The sequence below is a fragment of the Salmonella sp. SAL04202 genome, from assembly GCF_046550775.1.
Taxonomy (GTDB): Bacteria; Pseudomonadota; Gammaproteobacteria; order Enterobacterales; family Enterobacteriaceae; genus Salmonella; species Salmonella enterica.
On record NZ_JBGDXK010000002.1, the window covers coordinates 20,014 to 42,348 of the forward strand.

The window sequence follows — 22,335 nt, forward strand, 5'->3', positions numbered from 1 at the left end:
TTACATCGGCCATCAGACTTTTACTTCGCCTTCGCTACAGTCACCATCGCCGCGCGAATGGTACGACCGTTCAGCGTATAGCCTTTCTGCATAATACCCAGCACATTGCCTGCCGGAACCTCTTCCGACTCCACCATCGCAATCGCCTGATGCACGTTCGGGTCCAGCGGCACGTTGGTCTCAGCAATCACTTCCACGCCGAACTTACGCACCACATCCAGCATAGACTTCAGCGTCAGCTCAATCCCTTCGACCATTGCCGCCATATCCGGATTGGCTTTGTCTGCGACTTCCAGCGCGCGATCCAGGCTATCGATTACCGGCAGCAATTCGTTGACGAACTTCTCGAGAGCGAATTTATGCGCTTTTTCGATATCCTGTTCAGTACGACGGCGCAGGTTTTCCATTTCCGCTTTGATACGCAACACGGTGTCGCGTTCGCGAGTCTGGGCTTCTGCAAGCTGAACTTCCAGATTCGCAATTTTTTCATCGCGCGGATCCACCTGCTCAGCAGAATCGTTTGGTTCAACTGCCTCAACCTCTTCGTGCTGATCCATGATAATTTCTTCCGGGGCTTGCCCCTCAGGCGTTTTCTGTTCTTTACTACTCATGAATTTCTCCGCGTTTTTTTTCGCATTCATCTCGCTAACTTCGCTTATTATGGGGATCAGATTCAGGGTTTCAAGGGAAGTACTCACATTGTCATCAATCTTCGCTACAAGGACCTCAGAAAAATGAATAATCATTTCAAGTGTATCGGCATTGTGGGGCATCCGCGTCATCCCACCGCACTCACGACACATGAAATGCTCTACCGTTGGCTATGCGATCAGGGTTATGAGGTCATTGTGGAGCAACAAATCGCCCACGAATTACAGCTAAAAAATGTGCCAACCGGTACGCTGGCGGAAATTGGTCAACAGGCGGATCTGGCGGTAGTCGTGGGCGGCGACGGCAATATGCTTGGCGCAGCGCGTACGCTGGCGCGTTATGACATCAATGTGATTGGCATTAACCGCGGTAATCTTGGCTTCCTGACCGATCTCGATCCGGACAACGCCCTGCAACAATTATCTGATGTGCTGGAAGGGCGCTATATCTCCGAAAAACGTTTTCTGCTGGAAGCGCAGGTCTGCCAACAGGACCGCCAGAAGCGTATCAGCACAGCCATTAATGAAGTGGTGCTGCATCCGGGAAAAGTGGCGCATATGATCGAGTTCGAGGTTTATATTGATGAAACCTTCGCTTTTTCACAGCGATCTGATGGTCTGATCATTTCTACGCCGACCGGCTCCACCGCCTATTCGCTCTCCGCAGGCGGCCCTATTCTGACCCCTTCACTGGATGCCATCACCCTGGTGCCGATGTTCCCGCATACCTTGTCGGCGCGCCCGTTAGTCATTAACAGCAGTAGCACGATTCGTCTGCGTTTTTCGCACCGCCGTAGCGATCTGGAAATTAGCTGCGACAGCCAGATAGCCCTGCCTATTCAGGAAGGAGAAGATGTGCTGATTCGCCGCTGCGATTACCATCTCAACCTCATACATCCCAAAGACTATAGCTATTTCAATACATTAAGCACAAAACTCGGTTGGTCAAAAAAATTATTCTAATTTTACGTTAGCCTCTTTACTGTATAAAAAACCAGTTTATACTGTATTTAATTACAGTCATGGTTTTTCATACAGGAAAACAGCTATGTTGGCGCAACTGACCATCAGCAATTTTGCTATCGTTCGTGAGCTTGAGATCGATTTTCAGAGCGGAATGACCGTCATTACTGGTGAAACCGGCGCGGGTAAATCTATTGCGATTGATGCCCTGGGTCTGTGTCTGGGCGGTCGCGCTGAGGCCGATATGGTCCGTAGCGGAGCGACCCGCGCCGATTTGTGTGCCCGCTTTGCGCTGAAAGACACGCCTGCGGCATTGCGCTGGCTGGAAGAAAACCAGCTTGAAGAAGGGCGCGAATGCTTACTTCGCCGCGTTATCAGCAGCGATGGTCGCTCACGGGGCTTTATTAACGGCACCGCTGTGCCCCTGTCTCAATTGCGCGAGCTCGGTCAGTTGCTGATTCAAATTCACGGCCAACATGCGCACCAGCAGCTTACCAAACCCGAACAGCAAAAATCGCTGCTGGATAGCTATGCCAACGAAGCCGCTTTAGCGCAGCAGATGGCTGCTCGCTACCAATTATGGCATCAAAGCTGCCGCGATCTCGCCCATCACCAGCAACAAAGCCAGGAACGCGCCGCGCGCGCGGAACTGCTGCAATATCAGTTAAAAGAGTTGAACGACTTTAATCCGCAGGCCGGCGAATTCGAGCAAATTGACGAAGAGTACAAACGGCTGGCCAACAGCGGGCAGTTGCTTACGACCAGCCAGAACGCTCTGGCGCTACTCGCGGACGGCGAAGACGTTAACCTGCAAAGCCAGTTATATAGCGCAAAACAACTGGTTAGCGAGCTGGTAGGTATGGACAGCAAGCTTTCCGGCATCCTGGATATGCTGGAAGAAGCCACTATCCAACTCACCGAAGCCAGCGATGAATTACGCCACTATTGCGAGCGTCTGGATTTAGACCCCAATCGCCTGTTTGAGCTTGAACAGCGCATCGCTAAACAAATTTCGCTGGCGCGAAAACATCACGTCAGCCCGGAAGCGCTGCCGCAGCTTTATCAGTCACTGCTCGAAGAACAGCAGCAGCTCGACGATCAGGCCGATTCGCTGGAAACGCTAACGCTGGCGGTTAATAAGCATCACCAACAAGCGCTGGAAACGGCGCAAGCGCTGCATCAACAGCGTCAGTTTTACGCCCAGGAGCTGGGGCAGTTGATCACTGAAAGTATGCATTTACTTTCGATGCCGCACGGTCTGTTTACTATCGACGTGAAATTTGATGAGCATCATCTGAGCAACGACGGCGCCGATCGCGTGGAGTTTAAAGTGACGACAAACCCGGGTCAGCCGCTGCAGCCTATCGCTAAAGTCGCGTCTGGCGGTGAACTGTCGCGCATTGCGCTGGCTATTCAGGTGATTACCGCGCGCAAAATGGAAACGCCGGCGCTAATTTTTGACGAGGTCGATGTTGGCATCAGCGGCCCAACCGCCGCCGTGGTCGGTAAACTCCTGCGTCAGCTTGGCGAATCCACCCAGGTGATGTGCGTCACTCACCTGCCACAGGTAGCCGGGTGCGGTCACCAGCACTTCTTTGTCAGTAAAGAAACAGACGGGGCAATGACCGAAACCCATATGCAACCTTTGGATAAACGTGCGCGTTTACAGGAACTGGCCCGCCTGTTGGGAGGAAGTGAAGTTACGCGTAATACGCTGGCAAACGCAAAAGAACTGCTGGCGGCGTAAACTTTTTTACCTCCCGAAGGTCTGAGTTCACAACAAAAACGCCGTAAGACCCGACAGCAAAAGGTTTTAAAGTGATGAAAGGTCTATTATCATCGGCATATTAATATGAGCCACGTACTGCTCAGGCCCGAAAAGGAACCCAATCACTATGCGCTGTAAAACGCTGACTGCTGCCGCAGCAGTACTCCTGATGTTGACCGCAGGCTGTTCCACTCTGGAGCGAGTGGTTTACCGACCTGACATCAATCAGGGGAACTATCTTACACCTACGGATGTCGCCAAAGTGCGTGTTGGTATGACGCAACAACAGGTTGCGTATGCTTTAGGCACGCCGATGATGACCGATCCTTTTGGTACGAACACCTGGTTTTATGTCTTCCGCCAGCAGCCAGGACATGAGAACGTGACGCAGCAGACTCTGACGCTCACCTTTAACAGCAGCGGCGTGTTAACCAATATTGATAACAAACCGGCGTTGACGAAGTAATTTTGTGATACCGCCTGATGAGGTTACGTTCATCAGGCCTGCAAACCTCTCCCCCGCCATTTGGTACGAATTTGCCTGATGGCGCTACGTTTATCTGGCTTACAGGCACGCCTGTGCTTCAGGTGTGGTACGGCTTTCACACCGTTATCCGGCAAAAGAGGCTAATTATCTGCCAGCCGATTTTTCGGCACGCTGGCGGCGTAATGCTTTTGGATCGGCGATTAAGGGACGGTAAATTTCAACCCGATCGCCATCCTGCACCGTATCGGTGAGTTTTACCGGACGACTGTAGATACCTACTTTATTTTTCGCCAGATCGATATCCGTGCGCAATTCCAGCAAGCCGGAAGCGCGAATCGCCTCTTCGACCGTCGCGCCCTCCTCCAGCGTTACGCGCTGCAAATACTGCTTTTCCGGCAGCGCATAAGCCACTTCAACCACAAGTTTATCCGGCACGGTAAACCTCTTTGGCGCGAACCGTAAACGCCTGCACCATGTTGGACGCTAACTCTTTGAATATACGACCAAACGCCAGCTCAATGAGTTTATTGGTAAACTCAAAATCAAGCTGAAACTCAATGCGGCACGCCTCGGGGCTGAGCGGGGTAAATTTCCAGCCGCCGATCAGCTTTTTAAAGGGGCCATCCACCAGATGCATCAGAATGCTCTGGTTACGCGTTAGCTGATTACGCGTCGTAAACGTCTTGCTGATACCCGCCTTCGACACGTCAACAGCCGCCGTCATCTGTGCTGGCGATGACTCCAGGACACGACTGCCAACACACCCAGGCAAAAACTGGGGATACGATTGCACGTCATTCACTAACTGATACATCTGTTCCGCACTGTAGGGGACTAAAGCAGTCCGACTAATCTGAGGCATAGCAATTCCCATCAACATAAATCGTGTAAATAATACCACTTATCAGCGAGTAAAAAAAATGCTGTCCCCAACCGTCATGCCTTAATTGTGCGTGCATAGCCCAACTCATGCTAAGATAGATTTTTGCACCTCATCAGGACGTAATGGGGTGTTTTCGATATCAGATTACCTATGAATTCACGACACTTATGACGAAGAAAAAAGCACATAAACCGGGCTCAGCCACCATCGCGCTGAATAAGCGCGCCCGGCACGAATACTTTATCGAAGAAGAGTTCGAGGCTGGTCTCGCCCTGCAAGGCTGGGAAGTAAAATCTCTGCGCGCAGGAAAAGCCAATATCGGCGACAGTTACGTTATCCTCAAAGATGGCGAGGCCTGGCTGTTTGGCGCAAACTTTACGCCGATGGCGGTCGCCTCGACACATGTCGTATGCGACCCAACCCGAACCCGCAAACTGTTGTTAAATCAGCGTGAGCTTGATTCGCTGTATGGCCGTATTAATCGTGAAGGTTATACTGTCGTCGCGCTTTCTCTGTACTGGAAAAATGCCTGGTGCAAAGTGAAGATCGGCGTGGCGAAAGGTAAAAAACAACATGATAAACGTTCCGATCTTAAAGAACGTGAGTGGCAACTGGATAAAGCACGCATTATGAAAAATGCAGGCCGATAATAGACATTTTTTGTGACCAGCTTCTCAGTATGAAGCTGGTCAATATTCATATCTCATTCATGCCTCGAAAATATATTCTCTGTGTCTGACGCTTATCAATAGCAATAAATACCACAACAAGAATATATTCTTCGTTTAAAAAATTTTTATAGCCTAATAACACAATACTTCAAATGATTTTTATAAAATTTAATATTGCTGAATACCTTCACAAAAGGTATTGTTTTTATGTTAAAAAAGAAAAAGAAGAAGAAATTAAAATTCATTATAAAACATAAAGATAAATAAAAAATCATCATACGTTGTTAGCCCCCCCACCTCTCCTTAACACAAACTCCGTTATATTTCAGACGCACTAACACCTTTATCAATAGATCTTAATTTGCAGAAAGATTTTTTTCTGACTATATCATCTAATACGAAAGCACTAGTCAGGCACAAAAAATAAAGGGTTATTCGGCGAGAAAACCAGACCTTCACCTACGCTCATAAAAAAGAATATGGCTACGGAAATTCATCTCTCATGATGAACGGGAAGGCTCGTCTACGCATTTTGCCCTGAACGTCGTGCCCGTTAATTAATACACAGAGCAAATCCATCAGGAGCTAATTTATGCGTCTACTCGCCGTGGTTTCGAAATTGACTGGCGTCTCCACCACTGTGGAATCCTCAGCGGTCACTCTTAACGCCCCGTCAATTGTTAAATTATCAGTGGCCCGGGAGGAAATTAGTCAACTTACGCGCATTAATCAGGATCTGGTGGTGACGCTCCATTCCGGCGAAACGATCACGATTAAAAACTTTTACGTTACCAACGATCTGGGCGCAAGCCAGCTGGTACTGGCGGAAAACGATGGCACGTTATGGTGGGTAGAAAATCCGCAAGCCGGGCTACATTTTGAACAAATCGCTGATATTAATGAGCTGCTGGTCACTTCTGGCGCTTCCCATGAAGCAGGCGGCGCCGTTTGGCCGTGGGTACTGGCTGGCGCGGTGGCGGCTGGCGGCATTGCCGCTATCGCGTCTTCCGGCGGCGGCGATTCCCACCATCATTCGGATGGCGATAATCCGCCCCCCGATAACACCAATCCTGACGGTAATCCCCCTGATAACAGCAATCCCGGCGGCAGTACCCCCAACGGCAATACTCCAGGTAGCAGTAATCCTGTAGATACTACCCCGCCTCTCGCTCCCGGCGAATTATTGATTTCAGCGGACGGAAAAACGGTGAGCGGCGAGGCCGAAGCGGGCAGTATCATTACCATCAAAGATCCCTCAGGTAACGTCGTTGGCGAGGGCAAAGCGGATAGCGACGGTAAATTTAGTATTGATCTGACAGCGCCACAGATTAGCGGCGAACAACTTACCGTGACCGCGACTGACGATGCCGGCAATACCGGCCCATCCGCAACCATCGATGCGCCCAACATTCCTCTCCCCGATACACCAGCTATCACCGCCGCTATCGATGATGCCGCTCCCCTCACCGGCACGCTGAGCAATAACCAGTTTACGAACGACAATACCCCCACTCTGGAGGGCACCGGCAGCGCAGGCACAGTCATCCATATTTACGCCAATGGTCAGGAAATAGGCTCAACAACGGTTGATAGCAGCGGAAACTGGCATTTTGCCATTACCAGCGCGCTGGCGGATGGGGAAAATCATTTCACCGCCATTGCGACTAACGTTAAAGGCGAAAGTAGCGAATCAGCCCGCTTTACGCTGACTATCGACACACTCAGCCCCGATGCCCCACGCGTTGAACTGATTGCCGATAACACCGGTTTGCTCACCGGGCCGCTACAGAATAATGACCGGACTGACGAGGCAAAACCGCTATTTTCCGGGCAGGGAGAGGCAGGCAATACCATCACGATTAAAGAGGGTTCAACCGTTATCGGCAGCGCTACCGTAGACGAAAATGGACGCTGGACCTTTACGCCGACTACGCCGTTAAGCGATGGCGAACATACCTTTACCGTCGAACAAAGCGACAAAGCCGGAAACACGAGCCGCGTGACGACAACGCCTACTATCATTGTGGACACCACGCCGCCTGACGCCGCTATCATTGATAATGTCGCGAAAGACGGCACAACCGTTAGCGGTACCGCTGAAACTGGTAGTACCGTGTCGATCTATGACCCGGCGGGAAATTACCTGGGCTCCACGATTACCGGAGAAAATAACCACTTCAGCATCACGCTGAATCCGGCTCAGACCCACGGCGAGCGTCTGGAAGCGCGTATTCAGGACGCCGTCGGTAACATCGGCCCCACCACGGAATTTACCGCTTCTGATTCACAGTATCCTGCCCAGCCGACTATCCTTACCGTGACGGATGACGCTGGCGCCGTTACCGGGCTACTGAAAAATGGCGATGCCACAGATGATAACCGCCCAACCCTCAGCGGTACTGCTGAACCAGGCAGTACGATATCGATTAACGATAATGGCTTTCCTGTAGCGACCTTTCCGCCCATTGTCGCCGACGCTGACGGCAAATGGAGCTTTACCCCCTCGCTGGCGCTTGCCGATGGCGACCATGTCTTTACCGCTACCGCGACCAACGATCGCGGCACCAGCGGGCAGTCCGTCTCCTTTACCATTGATATCGACACGCAGCCGCCGGTGCTGGAAGGCCTGGCGGTTAGCGACGTCGGCGACAGACTCACCGGCACTACGGAAGCTGGCAGTACTGTGGTTATCAAAGACAGCCTGGGAAATACGCTCGGGAGTGGAACGGCAGGCGACGACGGTACCTTCTCAATAGGTATTAGCCCGGCGAAAATTAACGGCGAAACATTAAGCATTAGCGTTACCGATAAAGCCGCGAATAGCGGTCCGGTAGAAACGCTGAACGCGCCGGATAAAACTGCGCCTGCGGCACCGGACGGTCTTATCGTGGCGACCGACGGTCTGTCCGTAAGCGGTCAGGCGGAAGCCGGGGCAACGGTCACTATCCGTGACAGTAGCAACACCGTACTTGGCAGCGCCGTCGCTAACGGCAACGGACAATTTATCGTTCCGCTGAATACGGCGCAGACTAACGGCCAGGCGCTTATCGCTACCGCCACCGATGTTGCGAAAAACGAAAGCGCCGCCGCGACGGTTATCGCGCCGGACAGTACCGCGCCGGAAATGCCGAAAAACGTGGTAATTAGTGAGGATGGCGCCAGTATCAGCGGCACCGCCGAACCGGGTAGCGCCATCACGATCGCCACGCCGGACGGCACGCCGCTTGGCAGCGGCAAAGCAGATGGCGAAGGTCATTTTACCCTTCCCCTCGTCCCCGCACAGACCAACGGCGAACAGGTTACCGTCACCGCCACCGACAGCGCCAACAACGTCAGCCCGCCAACTACAGCGCAAGCGCCCGATATCACCGCCCCGGATAAGCCCATTATCACTCAGGTGCTGGACGATGTTGAAAGCTTCACCGGGCCGCTGGTTAGCGGACAAACCACCAATGACAACCGCCCCACCCTTAGCGGTACGGCGGAGGCCGGCGCGCGTGTCGAAGTCTTTGATAACGGTGTTTCGCTGGGACTCGCCACGCTACAGCCCAACGGCGCCTGGACGTTTACGCCGTCGCAAAATTTAGGTGAAGGCGCGCATCGACTGACCGTAATCGCAACCGACGCTAAAGGCAATGCCAGTCAGGCCGCGTCATTCGACCTGGTGGTCGATACGCAATCGCCGCAGCAACCGGTAATCACCTTCATTACAGATGATGCGCCGGGTATTCTCGGTAGCGTCGCGCATCTGGGGCTCACTAACGACAGCACGCCAACGATTAATGGTACAGGTGAACCGGGTTCCACAGTACACCTGTATCAGAATGGCGCCCGGATAGCAGATATTATCGTCGGTAATTCCGGCGTCTGGAGCTACGCTTACACCACGGCCTCGCCACTGGCGGACGACACCTACACCTTTACCGTGACGGCCAGCGACAGTAACGGCAACACCACGCCTTTTTCGACCGATTTTACGATTACCATTGATACCCAGGCCCCTGCCGCTCCCGGCGTTATCGGCGTAGCTGACGGCGACGGAAATACGATTGATACCAATCAGATTACCCAGGAATCCCAGCCCCGGTTGAGCGGTAGCGGCACCGCAGGCGACACAATCATCCTTTACGATAACGGCAATGCCATAGGTCAGGCGCTGGTCGGCACGGACGGGCGCTGGCAGTTTACGCCGCCTGCCGCGCTGGGCGACGGCGACCACCTTCTGACCGCTCGCGCCAACGATCCGGCGGGGAACGAAAGTCCCGAATCCATCAGCTTTACCCTACGCATCGATACCCAGGCGCCGGATGCGCCGCAGATCGTGTCAGCCGCCATCACCGGCGGAGAAGGCGAGGTGCTACTGGCAAACGGCAGTATTACCAATCAGCGTATGCCGACCCTCAGCGGCACCGGCGAACCCGGCACCATCATCACCCTGTACAATAACGGCGTAGAACTGGCTACCGTCCAGGTCAATCCACAGGGTAGCTGGACCTATCCGCTAACCCGTAATCTGAGCGAAGGGTTAAACATCCTGACGGCCACCGCCACGGATGCCGCAGGCAATAGTAGCCCCACCTCCGGCGTTTTCTCCGTTACCCTTGATACCCAGCCTCCAGCGCAGCCTGACGCGCCGCTAATCAGCGATAACGTCGCGCCGGTTATCGGCAACATCGGCAATAATGGCGCAACGAACGATACCACACCGACCTTCAGCGGCACGGGAGAGATCGGCAGCACGATTATTCTCTACAATAATGGCAGTGAAATTGGTCGCACAACGGTAGGCGATAACGGTAGCTGGAACTTTACGCCTGCGGCACTGACGCCAGAAACCTATACCATTACCGTCACGGAAACCGATATAGCGGGCAATATCAGTCCACCTTCCGCCTCAGTCACTTTTACGCTAGACACCACTGCGCCCGCCAATCCGGTTATCACTTTTGCCGAAGATGACGTCGGCGAAGTCCAGGATACTATTGTCAGCGGCGCAACCACTGACGACAATACACCGGTCATTCACGGCACTGGCGACATCGGCAGCATTATTACGCTCTATAATGGCAGCAGCGTTTTAGGCGTAGTCACCGTCGATGAGACCGGCACCTGGACGCTGCCGGTGACCAGCGCGTTGCCGGATGGCGTCTACACCCTGACCGCCATTGCCGCCGATGCCGCCGGAAACAGCAGCGGCGTATCGAACAGCTTTACCTTCACCGTCGACACCGTTCCGTTGCAGCCGCCCGCCGTCAATGAAATCCTTGACGATGTTGCGCCAGTGACCGGGCCATTAACCGATGGCGCCTTTACTAACGATCGGACGCTGACTATCAACGGCAGCGGCGAAAACGGCAGCACCGTCACGATTTACGACAATGGCGTGGCAATCGGGACGGCGCTCGTTACCGACGGGGTCTGGACATTCAATACGCCCGAATTGTCAGAAGTCAGCCATGCGCTAACCTTCAGCGCGACTGACGACGCTGGAAATACCACGGCGCAAACCCAACCGATCATCATTACCGTGGATATCACCACCCCGCCCGCGCCAACAGTCCAGACGGTGGACGACGATGGCACGCGCGTCGCCGGACTTGCCGATCCTTACGCTACCGTTGAAATTCACCATGCCGATGGCACCCTGGTCGGCAGCGCTGTCGCTAATGGCACCGGTGAATTCGTCGTTACGCTCAGTCCGGCGCAAACCGATGGCGGTACGCTGACGGCAATTGCTATCGATCGCGCGGGGAATAACGGCCCGGCTACGAATTTTCCCGCTTCCGACAGCGGTCTGCCCGCCGTCCCGGCTATCACGGCGATTGAAGATGATGTCGGGAGCATACAGGGGAATATTGCGGCGGGCGGCGCCACGGACGACACCATGCCGACGCTGCGCGGCACCACGGATATCGGCTCTACCGTTGAAGTTTTCATTGATGGCGATTCGGCAGGCTTTGCCACCGTTGACGCCAGCGGGAACTGGATCTTTGAGATCGCGACGCCATTAAGCGAAAGCACACATTACTTCACCGTCCAGGCAACCAATGCGAATGGCCCGGGCGGCCTGTCCGCACCGGTCGGGATCACTGTCGATCTTAGCGCGCCGGCGCAACCGGTTATTACCAGCGCAACGGATGATGTCCCCGGCATGACCGGTACGCTGGATAACGGCGCGCTCACCAATGATTCACGCCCGACGCTCAACGGAACGGGAGAAGCTGGCGCCACCATCCGCATTCTGGATAACGGCGTAGAAATCGGTTCCGCCACGGTAGATCAAAGCGGCAACTGGCGCTTCACCCCGAACGCGCCGCTGGAGAGCAACGCGCACATCTTTACCGCCGTGGCGACCGATCCCGCTGGCAATAGCGGCCAGCCTTCGGACGGCTTTACGCTGAACATTGACGCGCAGGCGCCAGATGTGCCGGTTATCACGTCCGTGATTGACGATAACAATCAACCGACCGTTCCGGTGTTACCGGGGCAATCCACCGACGATCGGCAGCCAATACTGAACGGAACTGGCGAACCTGGCGCGACAATCACCATTTTTGATAACGGTACGCCGCTTGGCACGGCTCAGGTAGGCGAAAACGGTAGCTGGACCTTCCCGGTGCCCCGCAATTTGTCAGAGGGAAGCCATAATCTGACGGTTAGCGCAACCGATCCGGCGGGCAATACCAGCGCGGTCTCCGCGCCGTGGACGATCATAGTCGATATTACGCCTCCGGCGATTCCGGTTCTCACCTCCGTCGTGGATGACCAGCCCGGTATTACCGGCAACCTGGTAAGCGGGCAGCTAACGAACGATGCGACGCCTACCCTGAACGGGCGCGGAGAGGCTGGCGCGACGATTAATGTCTATCTTGACGGCAATCCAGCGTCCATCGGTACCACGACGGTGAATAGCGACGGCACATGGAGTTTCACGCCGCAGACGCCGCTTGCAAACGGTAGCCACACGTTCACCCTTAGCGCCACCGATCCGGCGGGTAATAGCAGCGCGGTGTCCAGCGGATTTGTGCTGACGATTGACGCCACACCGCCCGCCGCGCCGGTTATCGCCAGCGTGGCAGACAATACGGCGCCGGTGACGGGCATCGTCCCCAACGGCGGCTCGACGAACGAAACCCGACCAACACTCTCGGGTACCGGTGAGGCGGGTACAACCATCTCGATTTATAATGGCAGCGCGCTGGTCGGCACGGCGCAAGTTCAGGCCAACGGTAGCTGGAGTTTTACACCTTCTACCTCGCTGGGCGCGGGCGTCTGGAACCTGACGGCGACAGCAACCGATGCGGCAGGCAATACCAGCGCCGCGTCCGAAATACGCTCGTTTACTATTGATATCACGGCTCCCGCCGCGCCTGTTATTGATACGGTCTACGACGGTACGGGCCCCATTACCGGCAATCTGAGTTCAGGGCAGATCACAGACGAGGCGCGCCCTGTCATTAGCGGCACCCGTGAAGCCAACACTGCTATTCGTCTCTACGATAACGGCACGCTGCTGGCTGAAATTCCCGCCGACAATAGCAGTAGCTGGCGCTACACGCCCGATGCCTCTCTGGCGACGGGCAACCATGTAATTACCGTCATTGCCGTTGATGCCGCAGGCAACGCCAGTCCCGTTTCAGACAGCGTTAATTTCGTTGTCGATACCACGCCGCCGCTGACGCCGGTAATCACATCAGTCAGTGACGATCAGGCGCCAGGCCTCGGCACGATCGCGAACGGCCAAAATACCAACGATCCTACGCCAACCTTCAGCGGCACCGCAGAAGCCGGCGCCACGATCACGCTCTATGAAAATGGCACGGTCATTGGCACGACAACGGCTCAGCCTGACGGCGCGTGGAGCGTCTCCACCTCAACGCTGGCAAGTGGAACGCACGTCATCACCGCCGTCGCCACCGATGCCGCAGGAAACAGCAGCCCGAACAGTACGGCTTTCACCCTGACGGTCGATACCACCGCGCCGCAAACGCCGATCCTGACGTCCGTAGTGGATGACGTCGCGGGCGGGGTCACAGGAAATCTCGCTAATGGTCAGATAACCAATGATAACCGCCCCACGCTGAACGGCACTGCCGAAGCGGGCAGCGTGATCAGTATCTATGATGGCAACACTCTGCTTGGCGTCACCTCGGCTAACGCGGGCGGCGCGTGGAGCTTCACGCCGACGACAGGGTTAAACGACGGCACGCGCACATTAACAGTGACCGCCACCGACCCGGCAGGCAACGTTAGCCCGGCCACCAGCGGTTTTACTATCGTGGTCGATACCCTTGCGCCAACGGTTCCACTTATAACCAGCATCGTTGATGATGTCCCGAACAGTACCGGCGCCATTGGCAATGGACAATCGACCAACGACACACAGCCGACGCTCAACGGTACCGCGGAAGCCAACAGCGCGGTAAGCATCTTCGATAATGGCGCGCTGGTCGCGACCGTGAACGCCAATGCCAGCGGCAACTGGAGCTGGACGCCAACCGCCGCGCTCGGCCAGGGAAGTCACGCCTATAGCGTTAGCGCCGCCGATGCGGCTGGCAACGTTAGCGCCGCTTCGCCATCGATAACGATTATCGTGGATACCATTGCGCCCGGCGCGCCCGGCAACCTGGTCATCAATGCTACCGGTAATCGGGTGACGGGCACCGCGGAAGCAGGCAGTACAGTGACGATTACCTCTGAGACTGGTGTGGTACTGGGAACCGCCACCGCCGACGGTACAGGCAGCTTCACCGCCACACTCACGCCCGCGCAGACCAATGGTCAGCCGCTACTGGCATTTGCCCAGGATAAAGCAGGCAACACCGGCATTGCCGCCGGATTTACCGCGCCCGATACGCGTGTGCCGGAAGCACCGATCATCACCAACGTAGTAGATGATGTGGGTATTTATACCGGCGCTATCGCCAACGGTCAGGTCACTAATGACGCACAACCCACATTGAATGGTACCGCTCAGGCGGGCGCCACGGTGAGCATTTATAACAACGGGGCGCTGCTCGGCACCACCACGGCGAACGCCAGCGGAAACTGGAGCTTTACCCCGACAGGCAATTTGACCGAAGGCAGCCACGCCTTTACCGCCACCGCAACTAACGCCAACGGTACAGGCAGCGTCTCCAGCGCCGCGACGGTGATTGTCGATACGCTGGCGCCCGGTACGCCGTCAGGTACGCTCAGCGCCGATGGCAGTTCACTTTCCGGACAGGCAGAGGCAAACAGCACCGTAACCGTCACGCTGGCGGGCGGCGTGACGCTCACCACCACCGCCGGCAGCAACGGCGCATGGTCTCTCACCTTGCCGACAAAACAAATTGAAGGTCAACTCATTAACGTGACGGCCACTGACGCTGCGGGTAACGCCTCCGGCGCGTTAGGCATTACTGCGCCGGTTCTGCCGCTGGCGGCAAGGGATAACATCACCAGTCTTGATCTGACCTCTACCGCCGTCACCAGCACGCAAAACTATTCGGATTACGGCCTGCTGCTGGTTGGCGCGCTTGGCGATGTCGCCTCGGTTTTGGGTAACGATACCGCTCAGGTTGAGTTCACCATTGCTGAAGGTGGTACGGGCGACGTCACCATCGATGCCGCCGCAACGGGAATCGTGCTTTCGCTGCTCAGTACTCAGGAGATTGTGGTACAGCGCTACGACACCAGCCTCGGCGCCTGGACGACGATCGTCAACACCGCCGTTGGCGACTTCGCGAATTTGCTTACCCTGACCGGGAGCGGCGTTACCCTGAACCTGAGCGGCCTGGGCGAAGGCCAGTACCGGGTACTCACTTATAACACTAGTCTGCTCGCTACCGGGTCATATACCAGCCTGGATGTCGATGTACACCAGACCAGCGCAGGTATTATTAGCGGGCCAACCATCAGTACCGGCAACGTCATGGCTGATGATACCGCGCCGACGGGCACCACGGTCACCGCCATCACCAACGCCAACGGCGTCAGTACGCCGGTCGGCGCGGGCGGCGTGGATATCCAGGGACAATACGGCACGCTGCACATTAATCAGGACGGCAGTTACACCTACACGCTGGCTAAGCCCACGGCAGGATACGGACATAAAGAGAGCTTCACCTACACCATTACCCAGAATGGCGTCGGTAGCAGCGCCGCGCAACTGGTTATCAATCTGGGTCCCGCGCCTGTACCGGGCAGCGTGATAGCGACAGACAATAACGCCTCGCTGGTCTTTGATACTCACGTTAGCTACGTCAACAACGGTCCCTCGACACAAAGCGGCGTCACGGTATTAAGCGTCGGACTTGGTAATGTACTGAACGCGAATCTGCTTGATGATATGACTAATCCGATCATCTTTAACGTTGAAGAAGGCGCTACGCGAACCATGACGTTACAGGGAACCGTCGGCGGCGTCTCACTGGTTTCCACGTTCGATCTGTACGTTTATCGCTTCAACGATGCCATTCAGCAATATGAGCAGTTCCGGGTGCAAAAGGGCTGGATTAACACCCTGCTGTTAGCCGGACAGTCTCAGCCGCTGACCCTGACGTTGCCTGGCGGCGAATACCTGTTCGTGCTGAATACCGCCAGCGGCATTAGCGTCCTCACTGGCTATACGTTGGCGATTTCCCAGGACCACACCTATGCCGTTGACAGTATCACCGCCAACACCACCGGCAACGTACTGACCAATGATGTCGCCCCTACGGACGCCCTCCTCACTGAAGTAAACGGCGTGGCGATTGCGGCGACCGGCACGACGGAGGTAAACGGGCTGTATGGCTCGCTCACCATTGACGCAAGAGGCAACTATACCTACACGCTGAAGAACGGCGTCGGCGCCGACAGCATTAAAACGCCGGACAGCTTTATCTATACGGTCAAAGCGCCAAACGGCGATACCGATACGGCCTCGCTCAATATCACGCCAACCGCCAGGGCGCTGGATGCGATTAATGATGTCAGCGATACCCTTAGCGTCGCCACGCTTCAGGATACCGCTGCCTGGCTGGACTCCAGCGTCGGCAGCGCCAGTTGGGGGCTACTCGGCAAATCGGGCAGCGGGAGCGGCACCTTTGACGTTGCAACGGGCACCGTACTTAAAGGCGCGTCACTGGTCTTTGATGTCTCCACGCTCATTACGCTGGGCAATCTGAATATTAGCTGGGCCATTCAGGAGAACGGGACCGTCATACGTAACGGAACCGTCCCGGTGGCGAATATCACGCTGGGCAGCGCGACGGTGACCGTCAACCTGAGCGGCCTGGAGCTGGATGCCGGAACGTACACGCTTAACTTTACCGGTACCAATACCCTGGCCGGGGCGGCGACGATCACGCCACGCGTCATCGGCACCACCGTCGATCTGGATAATTTTGAAACGTCCGGAACGCATACCGTTCCCGGCAATATTTTTGACGGCAGCGACGCGGCGGGGGCGATGGATCAGCTTAATACGGTGAATACCCGCCTGAGCATTAGCGGGTATAACGGCAGCGCCGCCACGCTGGACGCCGCGGCGAATACCACCAGCGCCACGATTCAGGGACATTACGGCACATTGCAAATTAACCTTGATGGCGCCTACACCTACACCCTGAATAATGGCGTCGCGATGTCGTCCATCACCAGTAAAGAGGTCTTTACCTATCAACTGGATGACAAGATGGGTCATACGGATAGCGCCACATTGACCATTGATATGGCGCCGCAAATCGTCAGTACCAACCAAAACGATGTTCTCATCGGCTCCGCCTATGGCGATACGCTGATTTACCACCTGTTAAACGGCTCGGACGCGACCGGCGGCAACGGCGCCGATCTCTGGCAAAACTTCTCTACCGCGCAGGGCGACAAGATCGATATCCACGAACTGCTGACCGGCTGGGATCACCAGGCGGCGACGCTGGGTAACTTTGTTCAGGTTCATACCAGCGGCACCAATACGGTGATATCCGTCGATCGCGACGGCGCCGGCAGCGCGTTTAAATCAACTGACCTTGTCACTCTGGAGAATGTGCAGCTCACGCTAAATGATCTGTTGCAGAACAACCACCTGATAACCGGCGGTTGATAAAAAAGCCCCGAACGCCACGACGTTCGGGGCAACAAGCGGTGATATTTAAAAGGGATAAACTATGGGAAGAGTCGCGCCTGTCGCCATCGTACTGGCATTTGCTTTGTTTCATCACCAGCCCCGGGGCGCAGAAGCGCCGCCAATGATTACATCCGAAGGATTAGCAACGGACCAGATGCTCCCTTCGCTGGATGGCTCCGCCGCTGAGCTGCCGCTCAGCGCCGCCGCGCCGGGCAACCTGACGCTCAATGACGCGGTCAATCGCGCCGTTAACTGGCATCCTTCTATTCGCGAAGCCGTCGGCAAACTGCTCGCACAGAATGAACAAATAGAGGTCGCCAAATCGAAATATTATCCGCAAGTCAGCGCTGGCGTGAACAATGGGTACAGCAATACCTACACCGATCACGGGTATAGCCCCTCGCTGGTGCTGTCGGTATCGCAAATGCTTTATGACTTCGGCAAAGTGGCAAGCCAGGTTCGCGCCGAAACCGCAGGCGCAGCGCAGCAACAGGCCAATGTGTTGCTCAGTATTGATACCGTCGCGCACGAAACCGCCAACGCCATTGTACAAACGCAGAGCTGGCAGCAAATGGTAGAAGCGGCGGAAGAACAGCTCGTCGCGCTGGACGGCATCGGTAAACTTATCCGGCAGCGCAGCGATGAAGGCGCTACGTCGCTCTCTGACGTGGTGCAAACCGAAGCCAGAATCGAATCCGCCCGCTCGCAACTGGCGCAGTATCAGGCCAATCTCGACAGTGCGAAAGCCTCACTGATGAGCTGGCTGGGCTGGAATTCGCTTAACGGCATCAATAATGACTTCCCAGCGAAACTTGCTCGCAGCTGTGAGACGGCGACTCCCGACGATCGACTGGTGCCCGCGGTACTGGCCGCCTGGGCGCAGGCCAACGTTGCGCGGGCGAATCTGGACTATGCCAGCGCGCAAATGACGCCGACGATTTCGCTCGAACCTTCTGTACAACATTATCTTAATGATAAATATCCCAGTCATGAAGTGCTGGATAAAACCCAGTATTCCACCTGGGTAAAAGTTGAGATGCCGCTTTATCAGGGCGGAGGGCTGACTGCCCGACGCAACGCCGCCAGCCATGCGGTAGACGCGGCTCAGTCGACCATTCAGCGCACCCGGCTTGATGTCCGCCAGAAACTGATGGAGGCGCGCAGCCAGGCAATGAGTCTTGCCAGCGCGTTACAAATCCTTCGTCGGCAACAGCAGCTTAGCGAACGCACGCGCGAACTGTATCAGCAGCAATACCTTGACCTCGGTTCCCGCCCGCTGCTCGACGTGCTTAATGCGGAGCAGGAAGTTTACCAGGCGCGTTTTGCCGAACTGCAAACGAAAAGCCAGTTGCATCAGTTGCAACTGAACTGTCTGTATAACACCGGCGCGCTTCGTCAGGCGTTCGCGTTAAATCATCGCAGCATTCAATCCGTGGAGATCCAGCCATGACCCGCGCCGCCCCCGATGTAGAAGAGGTACTCAGTGAGCGCGCGCTGAGCCAATGGGCGCAGGCCATCAGCCATGTCGCCGGTCATTATCGCGTTGCCTGTTCTCCCGGTTCAATTCAGGCCAACGCCCCGTGGTTTAGGGGTAAAAGCAGAACGACCGCCTTAACGCAGCTCGCGCGGCAGGCGGGTTTATCCTTTCATGCGCCGGACATAGACAAAACGGCATTTAGTCAGTGGCGATTGCCGTTGGTTGTCGAGCTCCGGGACGGGCAGTTATTGGTCATCGAGCATGTTAATGGCGAAGATGCGGTAGACGTTTTTGTGATTGAAGAAGAGGGTCAGCGTAACCGCCTGACGTTCAGCGAGTTATTGCCGGAGATCCTCTATGTTGCCGCGCTACGCCCGCTATCGGCGCTCAAGGATAGCCGCGTCGATCGCTATATCTCCCGCTTTAAACCCGACTGGATGCGCGAGCTGGTTCTGCAGGATATTCGCCCTTATTTACCGGTAATGGTCGCCGCCTTTCTGATTAACGTGCTGTCGCTGGCCGGGATTGTGTTCTCTATGCAGGTTTACGATCGGGTGATCCCCGCTCAGTCATATCCTACCCTGTACGTGCTCTCCTTCGGCGTGCTGGTAGCGGTGCTGTTCGGTTTTCTGCTGCGTGAAGCGCGTACGCACATTATGGACGTGCTCGGTAAACGCGCCGATATGCGCATTTCCGATCGGGTATTCGGTCATGCGTTAAGGCTGCGCAACAGCGCTATCCCCCGTTCCACCGGCAGTTTTATCTCGCAGTTACGCGAACTGGAGCAGATCCGCGAGATGATTACCTCTTCAACGCTGGCGACCATTGTCGATCTGCCTTTCTTTTTCCTGTTTATGATAGTCCTGGCGATTATTGCCCCACCGCTGGCATGGATAGCGCCCGTGGCGGCTCTGCTGATGATCCTGCCGGGCGTCGCACTGCAAAAAAAACTGGCTGTCCTCGCCAACCAGGCCGCCCACGAAGCGACGCTACGCAATGCAGTCTTGGTCGAAAGCGTTCAGGGGCTGGAAGATATTAAACTGATGCAGGCGGAGAACCGCTTTCTTCAGCAGTGGAATAGCTATATCCGTATTACCGGCGAGTCGGGTCTACGCACCCGCAAACTCACGCAAGGGCTTATCAGTTGGGGGATGTCGGTACAAAGTCTGGTGTATGCCGCAGTGATTATGTTTGGCGCGCCGATGGTCATTGAAGGCAGTATGACTACCGGCGCCGTGGTCGCCGCGTCGATGCTCGGCTCGCGGATGATCGCGCCAATGGCTAACCTGTGCGGCGTGCTGGCGCGCTGGCAGCAGGTGAAAGCGGCGAAGATGGGTCTCGACAACATTATGCAACTGCCCACCGAGACACAGCATGACGATAGCCTGATACACCGCGACATCCTCCACGGGCATTACCTCTTTGAAAATGCTCAGTTTCGTTACCATAACGACGATCAACGCATACCGCTGCGCCTCGTGCGTCTGGAGATCATGCCAGGCGAGCGGATTGCGATACTGGGGCGTAACGGCGCGGGTAAATCCACACTTTTACAGGCGATGGCGGGCGGCCTGGAGATGATTCAGGGAGATGCCCGGCTTGATAATCTCAGCTTGTCGCACATCGATATGGCGGATTTACGCCGCAACATCGGCTTTCTTAGCCAGAACGCGCGGCTTTTCTTCGGCACCCTACGAGAGAACCTGACGCTCGGCGCGCCGCACGCCAACGATGAACAGATTTTTGACGCGCTCGAAGTCAGCGGCGGCGCCGTCTTCGTCAGGCGGCTGGCAAAAGGGTTGGATCATCCCATTATGGAGGGGGGTAACGGCCTGTCCGGCGGGCAGCGTCAGTCCCTGTTGCTGGCGAGAATGCTGCTGCGTTCCCCCAATATTGTGCTACTTGACGAACCCAGCGCCTCGCTGGACGAGCATACGGAACGAGAGTTTATTCAGCGGTTACATCAGTGGCTTGGCAATCGAACCCTGGTCGTCGCGACGCACCGGGTACCAATACTGGAGCTGGTTGAGCGTGTCGTTGTCCTGAAAGAAGGACAACTGGTGATGGATGCGCCAAAAGCGCAGGCGCTTAACGCGGATCGGATGCAAAGTCATCGTCGGGAGTGGAAAAATGAAAATCAATCAGCATGATGCCGCGATGGACGATCCCAATATTCAGCGTGAACGGGCGTTTTCCGGCGCGGGTCGTATTGTTCTGATCTGCTCACTGTTATTTCTCATTCTCGGCATCTGGGCGTGGTTTGGCCGACTGGATGAGGTTTCCACCGGCAACGGGAAAGTGATCCCCAGTTCACGCGAACAGGTTCTGCAGTCGCTGGATGGCGGCATTCTGGCGCAGTTGACGGTGCGGGAAGGCGACAGAGTTCAGGCTAACCAGATTGTCGCCCGGCTTGATCCGACGCGTCTGGCGTCCAATGTGGGTGAAAGTGCGGCAAAATATCGCGCTTCACTCGCCTCCAGCGCACGGTTAACCGCGGAAGTCAGCGACTTACCTCTCGCCTTCCCCGCTGAGCTGAACGGCTGGCCGGATCTGATTGCCGCAGAGACGCGTCTCTATAAAAGCCGCCGCGCGCAGCTGGCCGATACCGAAGCCGAGCTACGGGATGCGCTGGCGTCGGTTAATAAAGAGCTGACCATTACCCAGCGGCTAGAGAAAAGCGGCGCGGCCAGTCATGTTGAAGTGCTACGCCTGCAACGACAAAAAAGCGATTTAGGCTTAAAAATTACCGATCTGCGCTCACAATATTATGTGCAGGCACGCGAAGCGTTATCAAAAGCGAACGCTGAGGTCGATATGCTCTCCGCCATTTTAAAAGGACGCGAGGATTCCGTCACCCGCCTCACCGTACGTTCGCCGGTTCGCGGCATTGTTAAAAATATCCAGGTCACGACGATTGGCGGCGTGATCCCGCCTAACGGCGAGATGATGGAGATAGTGCCGGTAGACGATCGTCTGTTGATTGAAACCCGCCTTTCGCCGCGTGATATCGCCTTTATTCATCCCGGCCAACGCGCATTGGTTAAAATTACTGCTTACGATTACGCCATTTACGGCGGGCTTGACGGCGTGGTGGAGACCATTTCACCGGACACCATTCAGGATAAAGTGAAACCGGAAATTTTCTACTATCGCGTGTTTATCCGCACCCACCAGGACTATCTACAAAATAAATCAGGACGCCGTTTTTCGATTGTTCCAGGCATGATCGCCACGGTGGATATCAAAACCGGTGAAAAAACCATTGTCGACTATTTAATCAAACCGTTTAATCGCGCGAAAGAAGCGCTGCGCGAGCGGTAAATCGTTGAAGATAAGAAGATACGG

The 22,335-nt window shown here is 55.6% G+C and carries 11 protein-coding genes; 8 read left to right on the forward strand and 3 right to left on the reverse strand.

The window, feature by feature from the left end; genetic code table 11:
- Positions 1-20 precede the first annotated feature (20 nt).
- Positions 21-611, reverse strand: coding sequence for a nucleotide exchange factor GrpE (gene grpE, locus ACLJQJ_RS10405; protein WP_001518875.1), 591 nt, complete (start codon positions 609-611; stop codon positions 21-23).
- 123 nt (positions 612-734) lie between these two features.
- Here grpE and nadK point away from each other — a divergent pair, with 123 nt between their 5' ends.
- The 3 genes from nadK to bamE all read left to right on the forward strand — a co-directional run bounded on the left by nadK (position 735) and on the right by bamE (position 3,847).
- Entirely contained in the window at positions 735-1,613 is an 879-nt protein-coding gene (gene nadK, locus ACLJQJ_RS10410) for an NAD(+) kinase (protein ID WP_001059155.1), read from the forward strand.
- An 85-nt stretch (positions 1,614-1,698) separates the two neighbouring features.
- Positions 1,699-3,360 carry a DNA repair protein RecN gene (recN, locus tag ACLJQJ_RS10415; RefSeq protein WP_000880958.1) on the forward strand — a complete coding sequence of 554 codons (1,662 nt, stop codon included), beginning with the start codon at positions 1,699-1,701 and terminating at the stop codon, positions 3,358-3,360.
- Positions 3,361-3,508: 148 nt separating this feature from the next.
- Positions 3,509-3,847, forward strand: coding sequence for an outer membrane protein assembly factor BamE (gene bamE, locus ACLJQJ_RS10420; protein ID WP_001203445.1), 339 nt, complete (start codon positions 3,509-3,511; stop codon positions 3,845-3,847).
- A gap of 165 nt (positions 3,848-4,012) precedes the next feature.
- On the opposite strand, the gene ACLJQJ_RS10425 is transcribed toward bamE, so the two are convergent.
- Together ACLJQJ_RS10425 and ACLJQJ_RS10430 are read right to left on the reverse strand one after the other, a co-directional pair.
- Positions 4,013-4,303 carry an RnfH family protein gene (locus tag ACLJQJ_RS10425; protein WP_001112990.1) on the reverse strand — a complete coding sequence of 97 codons (291 nt, stop codon included), beginning with the start codon at positions 4,301-4,303 and terminating at the stop codon, positions 4,013-4,015.
- Positions 4,293-4,730, reverse strand: coding sequence for a type II toxin-antitoxin system RatA family toxin (locus ACLJQJ_RS10430; RefSeq protein WP_001537508.1), 438 nt, complete (start codon positions 4,728-4,730; stop codon positions 4,293-4,295). Before ACLJQJ_RS10430 ends, ACLJQJ_RS10425 begins: the two co-directional genes overlap by 11 nt.
- 188 nt (positions 4,731-4,918) lie before the next feature.
- Here ACLJQJ_RS10430 and smpB point away from each other — a divergent pair, with 188 nt between their 5' ends.
- The 5 genes from smpB to ACLJQJ_RS10455 all read left to right on the forward strand — a co-directional run bounded on the left by smpB (position 4,919) and on the right by ACLJQJ_RS10455 (position 22,311).
- Entirely contained in the window at positions 4,919-5,401 is a 483-nt protein-coding gene (gene smpB, locus ACLJQJ_RS10435; RefSeq protein WP_001518569.1) for an SsrA-binding protein SmpB, read from the forward strand.
- A gap of 613 nt (positions 5,402-6,014) precedes the next feature.
- Entirely contained in the window at positions 6,015-17,489 is an 11,475-nt protein-coding gene (gene bapA / locus ACLJQJ_RS10440; protein WP_063808943.1) for a biofilm-associated protein BapA, read from the forward strand.
- A 64-nt stretch (positions 17,490-17,553) separates the two neighbouring features.
- A complete protein-coding gene (locus tag ACLJQJ_RS10445; RefSeq protein ID WP_063808942.1) occupies positions 17,554-18,963 on the forward strand; it encodes a TolC family outer membrane protein in 1,410 nt (469 codons plus the stop codon).
- Positions 18,960-21,140 (forward strand): type I secretion system permease/ATPase, encoded by a 2,181-nt coding sequence (locus tag ACLJQJ_RS10450; protein ID WP_063808941.1) that lies wholly within the window; start codon positions 18,960-18,962, stop codon positions 21,138-21,140. Before ACLJQJ_RS10445 ends, ACLJQJ_RS10450 begins: the two co-directional genes overlap by 4 nt.
- Positions 21,141-21,147: 7 nt before the next feature.
- Positions 21,148-22,311: an HlyD family type I secretion periplasmic adaptor subunit gene (locus ACLJQJ_RS10455; RefSeq protein WP_074182100.1), complete on the forward strand. Its 1,164-nt coding sequence runs from the start codon at positions 21,148-21,150 to the stop codon at positions 22,309-22,311.
- Positions 22,312-22,335: the final 24 nt, after the last annotated feature.